This window comes from Paenibacillus sp. Soil787 (assembly GCF_001429545.1).
Taxonomy (GTDB): Bacteria; Bacillota; Bacilli; order Paenibacillales; family NBRC-103111; genus Paenibacillus_E.
The window spans coordinates 1-15,259 of the sequence record NZ_LMSP01000017.1 but is presented as its reverse complement, the minus strand read 5'-3'; the positions used below and the strand labels follow the sequence as shown (position 1 = coordinate 15,259).

15 protein-coding genes and 1 other RNA gene are annotated in these 15,259 nt (G+C 45.1%); all 16 read left to right on the top strand.

The window, feature by feature from the left end; translation table 11 throughout:
• The first annotated feature begins 1 nt into the window (after position 1).
• The 16 genes from ASG93_RS17615 to rnpB all read left to right on the top strand — a co-directional run bounded on the left by ASG93_RS17615 (position 2) and on the right by rnpB (position 14,827).
• Positions 2 to 967 (top strand): PhoH family protein, encoded by a 966-nt coding sequence (locus ASG93_RS17615; RefSeq protein ID WP_414858875.1) that lies wholly within the window; start codon positions 2 to 4, stop codon positions 965 to 967.
• Positions 968 to 1,025: 58 nt separating this feature from the next.
• A complete protein-coding gene (locus ASG93_RS17610) occupies positions 1,026 to 3,236 on the top strand; it encodes an HD family phosphohydrolase (protein WP_056833885.1) in 2,211 nt (736 codons plus the stop codon).
• A 42-nt stretch (positions 3,237 to 3,278) separates the two neighbouring features.
• Entirely contained in the window at positions 3,279 to 3,806 is a 528-nt protein-coding gene (gene ybeY / locus ASG93_RS17605) for an rRNA maturation RNase YbeY (protein ID WP_056833884.1), read from the top strand.
• On the top strand, positions 3,806 to 4,510 hold the full coding sequence (locus ASG93_RS17600) for a diacylglycerol kinase (protein ID WP_056833856.1): 705 nt from the start codon (positions 3,806 to 3,808) through the stop codon (positions 4,508 to 4,510). The genes ybeY and ASG93_RS17600 overlap by 1 nt, the downstream gene beginning before the upstream one ends.
• Positions 4,511 to 4,542: 32 nt before the next feature.
• Positions 4,543 to 4,956 (top strand): cytidine deaminase, encoded by a 414-nt coding sequence (cdd, locus tag ASG93_RS17595; RefSeq protein WP_056833855.1) that lies wholly within the window; start codon positions 4,543 to 4,545, stop codon positions 4,954 to 4,956.
• 6 nt (positions 4,957 to 4,962) lie between these two features.
• Entirely contained in the window at positions 4,963 to 5,862 is a 900-nt protein-coding gene (gene era / locus ASG93_RS17590) for a GTPase Era (protein ID WP_056833854.1), read from the top strand.
• A gap of 96 nt (positions 5,863 to 5,958) precedes the next feature.
• Complete coding sequence (locus ASG93_RS34220; protein WP_082562144.1) at positions 5,959 to 6,111, top strand: YqzL family protein; 153 nt, start codon at positions 5,959 to 5,961, stop codon at positions 6,109 to 6,111.
• 52 nt (positions 6,112 to 6,163) lie between these two features.
• On the top strand, positions 6,164 to 6,913 hold the full coding sequence (gene recO, locus ASG93_RS17585; protein WP_056833853.1) for a DNA repair protein RecO: 750 nt from the start codon (positions 6,164 to 6,166) through the stop codon (positions 6,911 to 6,913).
• Positions 6,914 to 7,091: 178 nt separating this feature from the next.
• Positions 7,092 to 7,907 (top strand): pyruvate, water dikinase regulatory protein, encoded by an 816-nt coding sequence (locus ASG93_RS17580; RefSeq protein WP_056833852.1) that lies wholly within the window; start codon positions 7,092 to 7,094, stop codon positions 7,905 to 7,907.
• Positions 7,908 to 7,996: 89 nt separating this feature from the next.
• Entirely contained in the window at positions 7,997 to 8,461 is a 465-nt protein-coding gene (locus ASG93_RS17575; RefSeq protein ID WP_056833851.1) for a YaiI/YqxD family protein, read from the top strand.
• Positions 8,462 to 8,510: 49 nt separating this feature from the next.
• The gene (dnaG, locus tag ASG93_RS17570) at positions 8,511 to 10,358 is read left to right on the top strand and encodes a DNA primase (RefSeq protein WP_056833850.1); all 1,848 of its coding nucleotides are present in this window, start codon (positions 8,511 to 8,513) and stop codon (positions 10,356 to 10,358) included.
• 37 nt (positions 10,359 to 10,395) lie between these two features.
• Positions 10,396 to 11,511 (top strand): RNA polymerase sigma factor RpoD, encoded by a 1,116-nt coding sequence (gene rpoD, locus ASG93_RS17565; protein ID WP_028558036.1) that lies wholly within the window; start codon positions 10,396 to 10,398, stop codon positions 11,509 to 11,511.
• Positions 11,512 to 11,624: 113 nt separating this feature from the next.
• The gene (locus tag ASG93_RS17560) at positions 11,625 to 12,455 is read left to right on the top strand and encodes a hypothetical protein (protein WP_056833849.1); all 831 of its coding nucleotides are present in this window, start codon (positions 11,625 to 11,627) and stop codon (positions 12,453 to 12,455) included.
• Positions 12,456 to 12,458: 3 nt separating this feature from the next.
• Positions 12,459 to 13,223: a tRNA (adenine(22)-N(1))-methyltransferase gene (locus tag ASG93_RS17555; RefSeq protein WP_056833848.1), complete on the top strand. Its 765-nt coding sequence runs from the start codon at positions 12,459 to 12,461 to the stop codon at positions 13,221 to 13,223.
• The gene (locus tag ASG93_RS17550; protein WP_056833847.1) at positions 13,199 to 14,308 is read left to right on the top strand and encodes a Nif3-like dinuclear metal center hexameric protein; all 1,110 of its coding nucleotides are present in this window, start codon (positions 13,199 to 13,201) and stop codon (positions 14,306 to 14,308) included. The genes ASG93_RS17555 and ASG93_RS17550 overlap by 25 nt, the downstream gene beginning before the upstream one ends.
• A gap of 101 nt (positions 14,309 to 14,409) precedes the next feature.
• Positions 14,410 to 14,827: RNase P RNA component class A (gene rnpB / locus ASG93_RS17800), an RNA gene on the top strand.
• Positions 14,828 to 15,259: the final 432 nt, after the last annotated feature.

Sequence of the window (15,259 nt, the reverse complement as noted above, 5' to 3'; positions counted from 1 at the left end):
TTTGGTAGAATACGCGCAATCTGTGAAAATTACATTGAAAAATCCGGTTGAAGGACTAGCCTTGTTCGGACCGCAGGATAAATTTCTGCATGTCATCGAACGGGAGATTCCTGCCCAAATCTATACGCGTGAAGCTGAAATAACGATACAAGGGGCTGCTGCGGAAGTGAACTCACTTCAGCAGCTTTTTGAGGTTCTCCTACAGCTTATCCGTAATAATTATACGTTGACAGAGCGGGATGTTTTGTATGCGATTGAACTTGCGAAGCAAATGAAAACCGACCAATTGCTTGATTTGTTCAAAGGTGAAATTACGACAACTCATAAGGGCAAGCCTATACGTGTCAAAACGATCGGACAACGGAAGTATGTCGAGACGATTAAGAAGAAAGATATCGTCTTCGGAATTGGACCAGCAGGTACAGGTAAAACCTATTTAGCGGTTGTGCTTGCGGTGACGAGACTTAAAGAAGGGGCTGTCAAAAGGATTGTATTAACGCGCCCTGCTGTTGAGGCTGGGGAAAGTCTGGGCTTTCTGCCGGGGGACTTGCAGGAAAAAGTTGACCCTTATTTACGCCCATTGTATGATGCTCTTAATGATGTCCTGGGACCTGAGCAGGTTGCCAAGTCATTAGAACGAGGACTTATTGAGATTGCACCACTGGCTTATATGCGCGGGAGAACGTTAGACGATTCTTTCATCATTCTGGATGAAGCCCAAAATACAACGCCAGAACAAATGAAAATGTTTCTGACAAGACTTGGTTTCGGCTCCAAAATGGTGATTACCGGGGATGTTACGCAAATTGATTTGCCGCGTGGCAAATCGTCTGGTTTAGTAGAAGCAAACCGCATTCTCGGCGGTATCGAGGAACTTGGTTTTATTTATTTTGATGAGCAGGATGTGGTTCGACATTCACTTGTTCAGAAAATCATTGTTGCGTACAATGCCGAAAATGATAAATAACTGAGCAGGGTTGTTAGGCAGAGAGGAATGACCTTCCGTGAAGAGAAATGAAGTGCAAATGAAAGGCAAATTTCATTACCAGCTAAACGGATGGAAATACAGTACGGGTATACGGATATTGTTGTTTCTCTTGCTGGCTTTAATTTTTTATATGTCCCTTTACGTCAAGCTGGTGCCTCAAGTTTATGATATTGTGTTAGGAACGACGAGTGAAAAAACCATTTATGCGCCTAGACAAATTGAAAACGCAATTGCTACTGAACAAGCGAAAGAAGACGCTGCTAAGCGCGTCCAACCTGTTTATCGCATTGTGAATCTCAAAAATGATACGCTTATTGATGTTATTTATGATAAATTATTGCAAATCAATGCGGATGAAGAAGTGAAATTTGATGATAAAGTCAGCATTTATCGCCGTGTTATTCCGCAGCTGATCAGCGATACGCAAAATCAATCTATCAAATCACTTCGTATCAGCGGTCAATATAACGATTCATTGCTTGAACAGATTGAGCAGGGGCTTGCCGAACAGAATTACCCGCTGCCGGAGGAAACTTATTTTAAGCTTCCAAGGTTGACCAAGGATGATTTAGCGGCCATGCGTCCTGTGACGAAAGACATCGTTAACAAATTGATGAATGATCAAATCCTAGATGCGCAGACGGCCAGAGCTAAAGTCGCTGAGCTGGTGAATACATCGAACCTTACGAAGAATACATCCCGTGAAATGGTTACCGAAATCTCCAGGGCCCTCATAACGCCGAATAAATTTTTTGATCAAAAGGGCACCGAGGATGCCAAAGGTCAAGCTAGAGAGAGCGTGAAACCGGTATACATCAATAAGAATGATGTTCTCGTTAAAGTTGGGGATGTCATAACGGAAGAGATATACGCTAGGCTGGATAAACTAGAGCTATTGAAGGATAAAGCGAATTATTTACCGCAATTAGGTCTCAGTATTCTTTCGGCTCTCTTGTCATTCGCCATTTATATGTTTGTTCGACAAAGCGCATTGCCGATCAAATATAATAATTCTCAGCTCGTGATGCTCATTCTTATATTTCTTATCAATGTTATTGGAATGAAATTGATCTCTCTCGTGCAAAATCTAGATTATCCTTATATTGGTTATCTGGCTCCGACCGCCTTAGGAAGTATCCTGATTGCTATTTTACTGGATGCTCCGCTAGCGTTCATTGCATCGGTCTTATTCTCCTTAATGGCTAGTATTATCTTTAACACAGAGCACGTGTTACTTTTTGACTACCGTTTCGGACTAGTTAGCTTGGCTATTTGTTTTAGTGCAGTGTTTACGATTCAAAGGGCAAGCCAACGGGCTACCATTCTAAAAGCTGGTCTCATGATTGCCTTCTTCTCCATGCTAACGATTGCATCGATGCTGTTGATGGAAGATCATTTTCAGAAGAAAGAAGCCCTTCTATCGCTTTCATTTGCGGCAGCAGGCGGATTATTAACGGTTGTGTTCGTAATTGGGCTGCTGCCTTTTTTCGAGGTTGCATTCGGTATTCTATCACCGCTCAAATTGGTGGAGCTCTCTAATCCGAATCATCCTCTACTGCGTAAACTGCTTACGGAGACACCGGGAACTTATCATCACAGTGTCATGGTGGGTAATTTGTCGGAGGCCGCGGCTGAATCAATCGGAGCCGACGGGCTGCTGTGCCGAGTTGGTTCTTATTATCATGATATTGGTAAGACAAAGCGCCCAAGCTACTTTATTGAAAATCAAACGAATATTGAGAATCCGCATGATCGAATTGATCCCAATTTAAGTAAGTCTATCATCATTGCGCACGCACGTGATGGTGTTGAAATGCTTAAGGATTTCAAAATGCCCAAGCCGCTGCGAGACATTGCTGAGCAGCATCATGGGACGACGCTTCTGCATTATTTCTATCATAAAGCGGTGAAACAAGCCGAAGATGAGGGCAGTGAGAAAGAAATCCGCGAAGAGGATTTTCGTTACCCAGGGCCCAAAGCACAATCCAAAGAAGCAGCAATTGTGGGTATAGCGGATAGTGTGGAAGCTGCTGTTCGATCACTGCGTAATCCGACGCTTGAACAAATCGATTCGATGGTGCACAAAATTATTAAGTCCCGATTGGACGACGGCCAATTTAATGAGTGCGATCTCACGCTCAAAGAACTCGATAAGATTGCCAAAACATTAAACGAAACCCTATTAGGGATCTTTCACTCAAGGATAGAATATCCAAGTGAACTTGCTCCCAAGAAGTCAGGGACTTAAAGAGATCAACGACAAATTGAAGGAGGGCACAGCATGGCAAGTATGGATTTAACGTTAGAGTGGAGCAGTGAGCAGGAAGTGAAAGAAATCACGTCTGCTTTTATCGAAAAGCTTGAAGAGCTGCTGCGCTTAGCAGGCGAGCTTGAAGGCGTTAAGGAAGGGGAAGTTGCCCTTACATTCGTAGACGATGAAACGATTCAAGAACTTAATAAACAGTACCGTGACTTAGATAAACCGACGGATGTCCTCTCATTTGCGATGAGCGAGTTCGGAGAGGATGAGATTCAGATCAACTACGAGGATGATACGGATGGCCTCCTAGATGAGCTGCAAGACGGTGAGACGGTGTCTGAAGGGTTCATTGAGCCTTTAGGCGATATTATCATTTCGGTTCCCCGTGCCATCGCTCAGGCCGAAGACTATGGACATTCCGTTGAGCGTGAGCTTGGATTTCTATTCGTTCATGGGTTCCTTCACTTGATCGGCTATGATCACCAAAGTGAAGAGGAAGAGAAGATTATGTTTGCTAAGCAGGAGGACATTTTGCAGAAGGCAGGTTTGACACGCTAATGTCGGACGGCTTCCGTAAATGGCGCAGGAGCTTCCGTTATGCCTATGAAGGAATCAAATATGCTCTAGATACGCAGCGCAATATGAAATTCCATTTTTGCGTTGCTTTTCTTGTTTTGTTAGCAGCGCTTTTTCTTCATCTGCCCAAAACGGACATTCTTTTTATTCTGCTGGCAGTAACGCTTATGATTGTTACGGAGCTCATCAATACGGCTGTGGAGAAAACAGTGGATTTGGCTATGCCAGATCGCCATCCGTTGGCCAAAATTGCGAAGGACGTCGCCGCGGCGTCCGTATTGGTGTCTGCTGTTTTTGCAGTGATTGTAGGCATGATTGTATTCTATGAGCCGATCGACCACTTGCTGCGAAATTCAAGAATGCAGGATAATCCTGTATCCGCGGGAACGATATGGGTCCTGATTGCCCTTGTTGTTTTGACGGTTATCGTGATTGAGACTCGTTTCTCAGATAAAGGGAAATTGGTTCGCCCCAGCTTGTTGACGGCTATTGCCTTCGCAATTGCTACGGTTATTACGATTTTCGTCTCACAAACGATAGTTGCCCTACTTGCATATACGCTCTCTGCACTTATTTTTATTATGCTGTATGACAAAAAAGAGCGACCGTTTTCAGCACTAATTCTTGGAGCACTCATTGGCACCATGGTCACAATCCTCGCTTTTTCCTGCCTTAACATGCTATAACGTTAATATAAAATGAAAGTAGGTTGCTGGCTATGAATCAACAAGAGCTCATTCAACACGCGAAGGAAGCGATGAAAAGAGCCTATACGCCTTATTCGAATTTTCAAGTAGGTGCGGCGCTGCTGGATGCGAACGGTCATGTACATTATGGCTGTAACGTAGAAAATGCCGCATACGGACCGACCAACTGCGCTGAGCGTACTGCTTTATTCCGCGCAATTGCGGATGGTCATAAGGCAGGCTCGTTTCAAGCTATAGCGGTTATGGGGGACACAGAAGGTCCAATTTCCCCATGTGGTGTGTGCCGCCAAGTAATGGTGGAACTATGTGAACCGGATATGCCAGTTTACCTTGGCAATATGAAAGGCGACTTTGCAGAAACGACCGTGTCTGCCTTATTGCCGGGTGCTTTCACAACGAAAGATTTGCATGCAAATGGAGGATAACTAGAAGTGGCTAAAAAAGAATTTAAATCAGGCTTTGTCGCGATCATCGGACGCCCCAACGTTGGGAAATCAACGCTAATGAACCAAATTATCGGGCAAAAAATTGCTATCATGTCAGATAAGCCTCAGACAACAAGAAACAAAATCCATGGGGTTTATACATCCAATAACGGCCAAATTGTTTTCCTGGATACGCCAGGTATTCATAAACCGACTTCCAAATTAGGCGATTACATGAGCAAAGTAGCGCATGGGACGCTTGGGGAAGTGGATGCGGTCCTGTTTTTGGTGGATGTTGCCGAGGGGATTGGCGGCGGCGACCGTTATATTATCGAGCAGCTAAAGCATATTGAAACGCCTGTTATATTGGTGTTAAACAAAATTGACCTTGTTCAGCCTGAAGCCCTTCTGGCGATTATTACAAATTACAAAGATTTGTATAACTTTGCTGAAATCGTACCGGTTTCTGCTCTCAAGGGTAACAATGTAACAACATTGTTGGAACAAATTGTTCGCTATTTGCCAGAAGGTCCGCAGTACTACCCAGCCGACCAAATTACAGATCATCCGGAACAATTCGTATGTGCTGAACTTGTTCGTGAAAAAATCTTGCATTTGACGCGGGAAGAAATTCCGCATTCCATTGCTGTCCAGATTGAAGATATGCGTGTCGAGCCCAATGGTGTGGTTCATATTTCAGCGGTCATATTTGTTGAGCGAGATTCGCAAAAAGGTATCGTCATTGGCAAACAAGGAAGTTTACTGAAAGAAATCGGAAGGCAGGCTCGACGTGATATCGAGACGCTGCTTGGTTCCAAAACTTTCTTGGAGCTGTGGGTTAAAGTGAAAAAAGACTGGAGAAATCAAGAAAGAGTTCTGCGTGATCTTGGCTTCCGTCACGAGTAATCGATTTTTCCCTAACAGTTCCAGTTTTTATACCGCATAGAGTAGCTTCCTCTGCGCATCCTAAGAATATCACGTTCAATGGGGAGGATGCTGAACATGAAAGATTTTTCGTGGACGTATTTTTCAAAGACCGGTGATGTAGATGCCTATCTGCTGTATAAACAAGTTTCCGGAGAACCGGGTATGGACACTGATGTACAGGAAGAGGATCAAAGTAACGAAGAGCCGCTCGAAGGTCTGAATATGTAAATTCATATTCATAAGCTCATAAGTTCAGAGCGGCATTCATGGGGGAAGTCAATTGCTGCGCAGCGTACAGGGAATTGTACTCCGTAGTATGGACTATGGAGAGGGTAACAAGATCATTAGTCTATTCACCCCCGAGTTGGGTAAGGTTGGTGTCATGGCTCGGGGTGCGAAGAAAGTGAAAAGTCGACATGCCGCCGTTACGCAGCTTTTTACGTACGGCGATTTTGTTTTTTTCAAACAAAGGGGTCAGATGGGATCTCTGAATAGTGCGGAGATTATCGAAGCCCATCATGCTTTACGAAAAGATTTACATATGTCTGCGCATGCTTCCTATTTGGTAGAGATGACGGATCGGATGCTTGGTGACGAAGAGGGCAGCACATATATATTTGAGCAACTGAAAGCTGGACTAATGGCCATTGAAGAGGGTAAGGACATGCAGATTGTCGTTCACCTCTATGAAATGAAAATGTTTGATCTAGCCGGTTATCTCCCAGTGACAAATGCTTGTGTTGCTTGTGGAGAAACCTCGGGGATTACCACCTTTAGTCCTGCAATGGGCGGGACTTTATGTGCTCGCTGCCGATATAAAGATGCTGCGGCTATTCCTATCGGTGAAGGAGCGCTAAAGCTTCTGAAAATATTCCCTCGCATGGATATGCGCAGACTTGGTGCCGTTCAGGTAAAGGATGAAACGAAAGCGCAGCTAAAAACTTGTATGCGGGCTTACATGGACATCCATGTTGGTGTTCAGTGGAAATCCAGAGGCTTTATTGAACAGATGGAAAAATACAATATATAGAGTTGATGTCTAATTTGACATGTGATTTCGGCTTTGATATGATGTGGTGGAAATCACCTCGCCCTTGTGCTGTCCGCATATCGGTGAGGTTTTTCTCATGCTTTCGTTCTGTTCTCGTCTACTTTACATACAAATGACTAATGTAGGGCCTCGTCCCTGCTGAAAGGAGCTAAGGGAAATGGACCACTCACTACCTACTCGCGTATATGTTGTTTCGGATTCTGTTGGGGAAACGGGAGAATCTGTCGTGCGTGCCGCTGCGATGCAGTTTCATCCTGTACCCGTTGAAATTATGAGAGCTCCATTTATCCATGATTTTGAAGGAATAGATAAAGTCATCAATGCGATTAGAATACATGGCGGCATTGTTGTGTTTACTTTGGTTATTCCTGAATTGCGAGATGATCTGATTGCCAAGGCGAAGGAATATGATATCCCCCATATTGACTTACTTGGGCCGGTTGTTGCTACCTTAGGGCAAGCATTACACCAAGAGCCTCGTAGACAACCTGGAATGATTCATCCGCTCGATGAGGATTATTTCAAGAAAGTTGAAGCAGTTGAATTCGCGGTCAAATATGATGACGGTAGAGATTTTAGCGGCATACAAAAAGCGGATATCATCTTGTTGGGTGTCTCTCGTACGTCCAAAACACCTTTATCGATGTACTTGGCGCATAAAAGATTTAAAGTCGCTAATGTACCATTAGTACCCGAAATGCAGCCGCCTGCTGCGATTTATACCGTTCCAAAGGATAAGATCATTGGACTGCGGATCGACCCGGATAAACTAAATGTTATACGCCAAGAACGGCTGCGGACACTTGGGCTTGCAGAAAATGCAACCTATGCCAATGTAGAACGTATTAAAATAGAACTGGCTTTTGCTGACAAAATTATGAGCAAAATCGGTTGTGTCATCTTTGATGTTTCCAACCGTGCCGTTGAGGAGACAGCAAGTTTAATCATGGACCATATCGAACGAGTCCAATAAGGTTTTATGTTATCCCTTGCAGGATTTTTTGCAAGTTCATCGTATATAATAGTACGGTGAGATTTCGTCTAGAGAGCAGGGCTGACTGTATGCGAGCGAGAAGTATTATCGTTGATGCTGATGCTTGTCCGGTAAAATCTGAAATTGAGCAAGCAGGTAGGCAGTTTGGTGTACAAGTTGTGCTAGTTGCTTCTTTCGATCATCGGATGAAGGAGAACCCTGGCGTCAAGGTCGTTCAAGTGGACCGTTCCGATCAATCTGTCGATTTATATATTGCCAATCAGATTCAGCAAGGTGATATTTTGGTGACACAGGATTTTGGACTCGCCGCCTTAGGATTGGCTAAGGGATCTATCTGCTTAACGAATCGAGGGCAGGAATATACCGATAGTTCGATTGATTTCCTATTGGATCGTCGCCACGTATCGGCGAAAATGCGGAGAAGCGGAAAGCATTCGAAGGGGCCAAAACCTTTTACAGAGGCAGATCGTCAAAATTTTCTACATGGTTTGACAAAACTTTTAAAAAAATTGCAGGAAATCGAAAACAAGTAGCGAATAGTAATTAGTCGGAAAAGCGACCTGAATTGTAGGTGGAACAAAAATGAGGTACGGACGCATACCTGAAGAGGTCATTGAGGCTGTACTTAAGCGCCATGACATTGTTGATGTCATTGGTAGGCACGTACATTTGAGCAAGCAAGGGCATTATATGAAGGGGCTATGCCCGTTCCATTCTGAGAAAAGTCCTTCTTTCACTGTCACACCAGAAAAACAAATTTATCGTTGCTTTGGTTGTAATGTGGGTGGGAATTTGATTCGATTCGTAATGGAAATCGAAGGACTTAGTTTCTCCGAGGCCGTTAGCAAATTGGCTGAAGAAGCGGATATCCCAATCACTTGGGAAGAAGCATCCGAAGAGCAAAATGAGCAGCAGCAAGAGAAAGCAACCTTGTTAAAAGCTTATGATTTTACAGCAAAATTGTATAATTATATACTTGGCAACACGGAACAAGGGAAAGTGGCTAAAGGTTATTTGGCCTCAAGAGGGATATCGGATAAGCTCATCGATACCTTCCAAATTGGTTATGCACCGGCCATGTGGGACACACTCGTTCAACAGCTAGATAAACGAGAGTTTGACTTAGCCCTGATGGAGAAGGGCGGTTTAATCTCTGCCAAACATGAAGGTAACGGCTATGTGGATAAATTCCGGGAACGCATCATGTTCCCTATTTGCGACTCTACTGGCAAAGTTATCGCATTCGGAGGCAGATCAATGGGCGATGTGCAGCCCAAATATTTAAATAGTCCGGAAACCATTCTTTTTAATAAAAGTCGGACGATGTACAACCTACATCTGGCTAGACCTAATATGCGTAAGCTTCAACAAGCCGTTCTCTTTGAAGGCTATGTGGATGTCATTAAAGCATGGGAAGCGGGAATCAGTAATGGTGTCGCCACAATGGGGACAGCATTAACGAAGGAACATGCCGCTCTGCTCAACCGAAACGCCGACCAAATTGTTGTTTGTTACGATGGGGATAACGCAGGACAATCGGCTGCTTTCAAAAGTATCCCTATTCTAGAAGAGACAGGTAGCCGAGTCACGGTAGCCATGCTGCCAGACGGCAAGGATCCAGATGATTATGTAAGAAACTATGGTTTTGACCGATTCGTACGGGAGATTATTGAGCCAGCCGTACCATCGATGAAATATAAGCTATTGTACATCCGCAAAAATTTTAAGTTGCATGAGGACGGTGACAGACTTCGTTATCTGCAATCCGCTGTGAAATTAATCAGTCAACTTCAATCTCCGATTGAACGTGAACATTATTTGAAACAGTTGGCTTCTGAATTCCCGGAATCTTCGTATGAAGCGATGAAGTTAGACCTTCACGAAATCTTGCTGCAATCGGAAAAAAACCGGCCAGAGGGGGATAATAAACCAATTCTGTGGAATAATGTTATGAATAATGGGAGAACAGCGGAACGAACACTCAAAAAAACACCTTCGCTATTGCCTGCCTATCATAATGCAGAACGGTTAATACTGGCGGTAATGATGCATGACCGCGAGGTCTGCACACAAGTGGAAGCACAATTAGGTGATCAATTCAATGTTGAAGCTCACGCAGTCTTAGCTGCTTATTTATATGCTTACTACGCTCAGAATGCTGAGCCGGATGCAAGCCGATACATTGCCATGCTGCAAGACGAACAGCTGGAGAGCTTGGCTAGTTCCATTGTTATGATGGGTGCTGGTCATGGAATGAACGAACAAGTGATTGACGACTATATTCGCCAAATTCGCAAAGTTCCAATGCAAGAAGAAGTTGAACGTAAGAAAGAAGAACGAGTTCGCGCTGAACGCGCGGGCGACCATCTTAGAGCTGCACAAATTGCTATTGAAATTATTGCCCTAGAAAAACGATTGAAGTCAACTTAGAATTACTGCAATGACTAGGGAGGAGGGAGTCCGTACCATGGCGAATGATCAGCGTACAGAACTAGAGACAGAATTGACCCTGGACCAGGTGAAAGACCAGCTTATTGAGCAGGGGAAAAAGCGGTCCTCACTAACTTACAAGGATATTATGGAGAAATTAGCTCCCTTTGATCAGGATCCTGAACAAATCGATGAATTTTTCGAACAGCTTTCGGAGCAAGGAATCGACGTAGGGAACGAATCCGATGAGGATTCCATGAATCCAGAAGAAAATGAGCGCGATGAATTTAACTTCGATGATGATCTGGCCTTACCGCCAGGGATTAAGATTAATGATCCAGTTCGGATGTATTTGAAGGAAATTGGTCGAGTACCGCTTCTTTCCGCGGAAGATGAAGTAGGGTTAGCCAAACGGATCGAAAATGGGGACGAAGAAGCGAAGAGACGTTTAGCAGAAGCTAACCTTAGACTCGTTGTCAGTATTGCCAAAAGATATGTAGGCCGCGGCATGCTGTTCCTAGATTTGATTCAAGAAGGTAATATGGGGCTTATTAAGGCTGTGGAAAAGTTTGACCATACCAAAGGATATAAGTTTAGTACGTATGCGACTTGGTGGATTCGTCAAGCAATTACTCGTGCCATTGCTGACCAAGCGAGAACGATACGTATCCCGGTACATATGGTCGAAACGATTAATAAACTAATTCGTGTTTCCCGTCAATTGCTGCAAGAATTGGGGCGTGAACCTACGCCAGAAGAAATTGCCAAAGAGATGGATTTGAGCACAGATAAAGTACGTGAAATCATGAAGATTGCACAAGAGCCTGTGTCGTTAGAAACACCGATTGGTGAGGAAGACGATTCCCACTTGGGAGATTTCATTGAGGATCAAGAAGCGTTGGCTCCAGCTGATGCTGCCGCGTATGAGCTTCTGAAGGAACAGCTTGAGGACGTTCTAGATACGTTGACGGAAAGAGAAGAGAATGTACTTCGCTTGCGGTTTGGTTTGGATGATGGACGTACACGTACGCTAGAAGAAGTAGGTAAAGTATTCGGTGTTACACGTGAACGGATTCGTCAGATCGAAGCTAAAGCTTTGCGGAAGTTAAGACACCCTAGCCGCAGCAAACGATTAAAGGATTTCTTGGAATAAAGACGCTGTGAGAGGGCCCTGCCAAATTCGGCGGGGTCTTTTTCATTTTAAAACTACCACTAAAACCAGAGGACGAATTCACCGATAAAGTAGCTAGGAAGGTGAGCGAATAAATGGATGCAGAGAAACGAAAATTGATTGTAAGGGAAATCCATCATTGGCGCAGAAGCAAATTGCTTCCTGAGCATTATTGCGATTTCCTAATGAATTTGTATGTAGATGAATCAACGCCTCAACCTGCTTCATTAATGGGAGTATCCGCATCCTCGGTAGCAAACAGTAATTGGAAAATATGGTTGGCCATCATGGCAGTTATTGCCGTTCTGGCCTTATCTGCTCTTAATTTTAACTCTTTTGGATTGCCAATGCAAATTGGAATTTCCGCGCTTTTTGTCATCATTTGTTATGGATTTGCGTATCGGCAATATAAGAAAGCACCTGTTATTTCTTATTTGCTCTGTGGTATTTCTTCGATTGCTTTACTCTTTGTTGGTTTGTATTTATTAGATTTATACGCTGTGGGTTTTGCTAATGCATATGTTGGTTATTTAGCCTTTTGCAGCAGTGTATGGCTGTTCAATGGGTTAGTTGGCCGCATGGTTATTTTCCAAATATGTGGGTGGCTGGGGCTAGTCGGTACATATGGGTGGCTCTTGTTGCATAAGCTGAGCAGCCTTGGATGGTTCTCACTTGAAATTAGTTGGATTCCGGTTAGTATTGTACTTATATGGATGGCTTGGCTTGCGCATCATACGAATAAGCAAGCTGCTGGTGTGCTTCTGTTAGTTGGGACTATCATTTGGTTTGCTCCTGAGGCAATGACATTTCTAACAGATGTCGATATGAGCTTCCGTGTCATTCAATTATCGTTTACAGGCAAGTTAGTTTCTGCAGGCGTGGCATTATTTTTGCTGCGTAAAAAATGGGTAGAGTGGGTAATGTAACATATGGTGAAATTATCGAAAAGACTGCAAATGATTGCAGATCGTGTTCCTGTAGGATCAAAGTTAGCGGACATAGGTTCTGATCATGCCCTATTGCCAACGAATTTGGCTCAACAGGGTATTATTTTGTTTGCTGTAGCTGGAGAAGTCAATCCAGGGCCTTTTGAAGCCGCAACAAGGCAGGTTCTTGAAAGCGGATTGTCTAAGAAAATCAGTGTAAGATCCGGTGATGGACTCGCCGTTATTGAGGCAGGAGAAGTGAATGTTATTACGATCGCCGGAATGGGCGGAAGTTTGATGGCGAGTATTTTGGAAGCCGGAAAGCATAAGCTTCAAGGCGTCACTCATCTCATATTGCAGCCTAATGTCGGTGAAGATCATGTGCGGCGCTGGTTGCTTGAGCAAGGCTGGAAGCTGGAATCCGAAACGATTCTTGAGGAAGACGGCAAGATCTATGAGATCTTGACAGCCATAGCTGTGCCAGATGAGGAAAAACAGACTTTGGAGGTTCTCTACGCTGAACGTCTACTGCCAGGTGGGGTAAGGGTTTCGAAGGAACGTTTGCTTCAAATGGGGCCATACCTCCTAAGCGAGGCTCCAGAAGTTTGGTTCACCAAGTGGGAAAGCGAGCTGAAAAAGCTTGCCATGATTAAAGGGCAACTCCAACTATCTTCAGCTGAAGCTTCTATGGCGAAGGCGGAGCAGGTTGATCAAGAAATGAAGGAAATAAAGGAGGTACTCGCTTGTTTGCAAAAGGTCAAACCGTAATCCAGCTGTTTGAACAGCTGGCGCCGAAGCATTATGCGATGCCTGATGATAAAATAGGTTTACAGCTAGGGTCTTTGCAGAAGGAAATTAAGAAGGTCCTTGTTGCCTTGGATGTCACCGATGAAGTGGTTGATGAAGCGATTCAGCAAGGTGTTAATCTTATTATTGCTCATCATGCGATTATTTTCAGACCGCTCGCTCATCTGCAAACAGATACGCCTGCAGGCCGTTTATATGAAAAATTAATTAAGCACGATATCGCTGTTTATATCGCTCATACGAATTTGGATGTGGCTGAGGGCGGCGTGAACGATATGATGGCGGATAAGCTCGGTTTGACGGAGCTTACTCATCTAGAGGATGTGCACACGGAGAAGCTGCAAAAGCTGGTTGTTTTCGTCCCTGAGACGCATCATCAGGCTGTGCTGGATGCCCTTTTCACCGCTGGAGCGGGGGGAATCGGGCAGTACAGCCACTGCAGCTTCAACATCCCCGGAACGGGGACGTTCCTGCCGCAGGAAGGGACTCACCCGTTTATCGGGGAAGCAGGCAAGCTTGAACGCATACAGGAAGTACGCGTAGAGACGATCGTAACCGCCAGCGTTCAGCGCAAGGCGGTTCAGGCTCTATTGAAGGCCCACCCCTACGAGGCGGTGGCCTATGATCTCTACCCGATGGACCTCAAGGGTAGAGTGTTCGGTCTGGGCCGCGTGGGCAAACTGCCCGCGGCCACGACGCTTCGCGAGCTGACGGAGCTCGCGAAGCAGGTGTTCGACGTGCCGGCGGTGCGCGTCGTCGGCGATTTGGAACGGCCCATCCGCAAGGTGGCCGTTCTAGGGGGCTCTGGCGGCCGCTACATGCGGCACGCCTTGTTTGCCGGTGCCGATGTGCTGGTCACCGGCGACATCGACTATCACACCGCGCACGATGCGCTTGCGGCGGGGCTAACTTTGATCGACGTTGGACATAACGTAGAGAAGGTCATGAAGCGCGGCGTGGCCGATTATCTCGCCGCGCAGTTGATTAAGACGGACACGCAGGTGTTGGCATCCGAGGTAAATACAGAACCATTCCAGTTCCTGTAGGGATGGATGATTGATTACTTGCTGATTTGCAACTGGGAATTGAGGAAACGAACAGCAGTTGTAATTCGAAGGCATTCCTAGTATACTAGCAAATGCAACGGAAAGTTTGACAGACAATCGCTGGCTGTGGGTAAGCCACAGCGAGAGGAAAGTCCGGGCTCCATAAGGCAGGGTGCTGGATAACGTCCAGTCAACGCGAGTTGAAGGATAGGGCCACAGAAATGGACCGCCGATGGTTTCCCGCAAGGGATTCACAGGCAAGGGTGGAACCGTGGTGTAAGAGACCACGAGGTTCTATGGTGACATAGATCCTGGTAAACCCCACTTGGAGCAAGACCTAGAGGAACGCAAGCCGCTTTCGAGGCGGCAGTCTTAGCCTGAGACGCGTTCGGGTTGGTCGCTTGAGCTGTGCAGCAATGTATGGCCTAGATAGATGATTGTCACTTCAATGGTGGCAGGGGACAGACGCCCGCTACGACCACTGGAAGTACAGAACCCGGCTTACGGCAAACTTTCCATACTGTCGGTTACCCGCAAGGCTTAGGCCTTGCGGGTATTTAATTTTTCTGGAAGAAAAATAAGAGCTTTTGGAAGCTTCTATTCCCATAAAAAGTGGGTAAAGAAGCGGAATAAGAGTCCCATAAAGACTTCTATTATTACCCATCCCAGCTTTTAGATAAATTCGTGCAAATAAGAGTCTCCAGAAGCTCCTATTTCCACAGAAAGTGGCTAAAATGGCGGAATAAGAGTCCTTAAAGACTCCTATTTGTTCCTAAGAATGGAACGTCAGTGCGCTGATATGAACGAAACCTGCAACTCCTAGCACGGAGTTCCTTATTTCGGCATCACCAAAGTGAGCCTGTCAAGCGTTCTTCTTTACAGGCGGAAGATTCCTGCATAATGGCAGGGTTTTCCACTTCTGAAACGAGATTTTAATAAAATACCTGCACT

What these genes read in the sequence shown, in the direction of transcription:
- ASG93_RS17610 (WP_056833885.1), top strand. Translation starts at nt 1,026, where the DNA reads ATGAAAGGCAAATTTCATTACCAGCTAAACGGATGGAAATACAGTACG.
- ybeY (WP_056833884.1), top strand. Translation starts at nt 3,279, where the DNA reads ATGGATTTAACGTTAGAGTGGAGCAGTGAGCAGGAAGTGAAAGAAATC.
- ASG93_RS17600 (WP_056833856.1), top strand. Translation starts at nt 3,806, where the DNA reads ATGTCGGACGGCTTCCGTAAATGGCGCAGGAGCTTCCGTTATGCCTAT.
- cdd (WP_056833855.1), top strand. Translation starts at nt 4,543, where the DNA reads ATGAATCAACAAGAGCTCATTCAACACGCGAAGGAAGCGATGAAAAGA.
- ASG93_RS34220 (WP_082562144.1), top strand. Translation starts at nt 5,959, where the DNA reads ATGAAAGATTTTTCGTGGACGTATTTTTCAAAGACCGGTGATGTAGAT.
- ASG93_RS17580 (WP_056833852.1), top strand. Translation starts at nt 7,092, where the DNA reads ATGGACCACTCACTACCTACTCGCGTATATGTTGTTTCGGATTCTGTT.
- ASG93_RS17575 (WP_056833851.1), top strand. Translation starts at nt 7,997, where the DNA reads ATGCGAGCGAGAAGTATTATCGTTGATGCTGATGCTTGTCCGGTAAAA.
- dnaG (WP_056833850.1), top strand. Translation starts at nt 8,511, where the DNA reads ATGAGGTACGGACGCATACCTGAAGAGGTCATTGAGGCTGTACTTAAG.
- rpoD (WP_028558036.1), top strand. Translation starts at nt 10,396, where the DNA reads ATGGCGAATGATCAGCGTACAGAACTAGAGACAGAATTGACCCTGGAC.
- ASG93_RS17560 (WP_056833849.1), top strand. Translation starts at nt 11,625, where the DNA reads ATGGATGCAGAGAAACGAAAATTGATTGTAAGGGAAATCCATCATTGG.
- ASG93_RS17555 (WP_056833848.1), top strand. Translation starts at nt 12,459, where the DNA reads ATGGTGAAATTATCGAAAAGACTGCAAATGATTGCAGATCGTGTTCCT.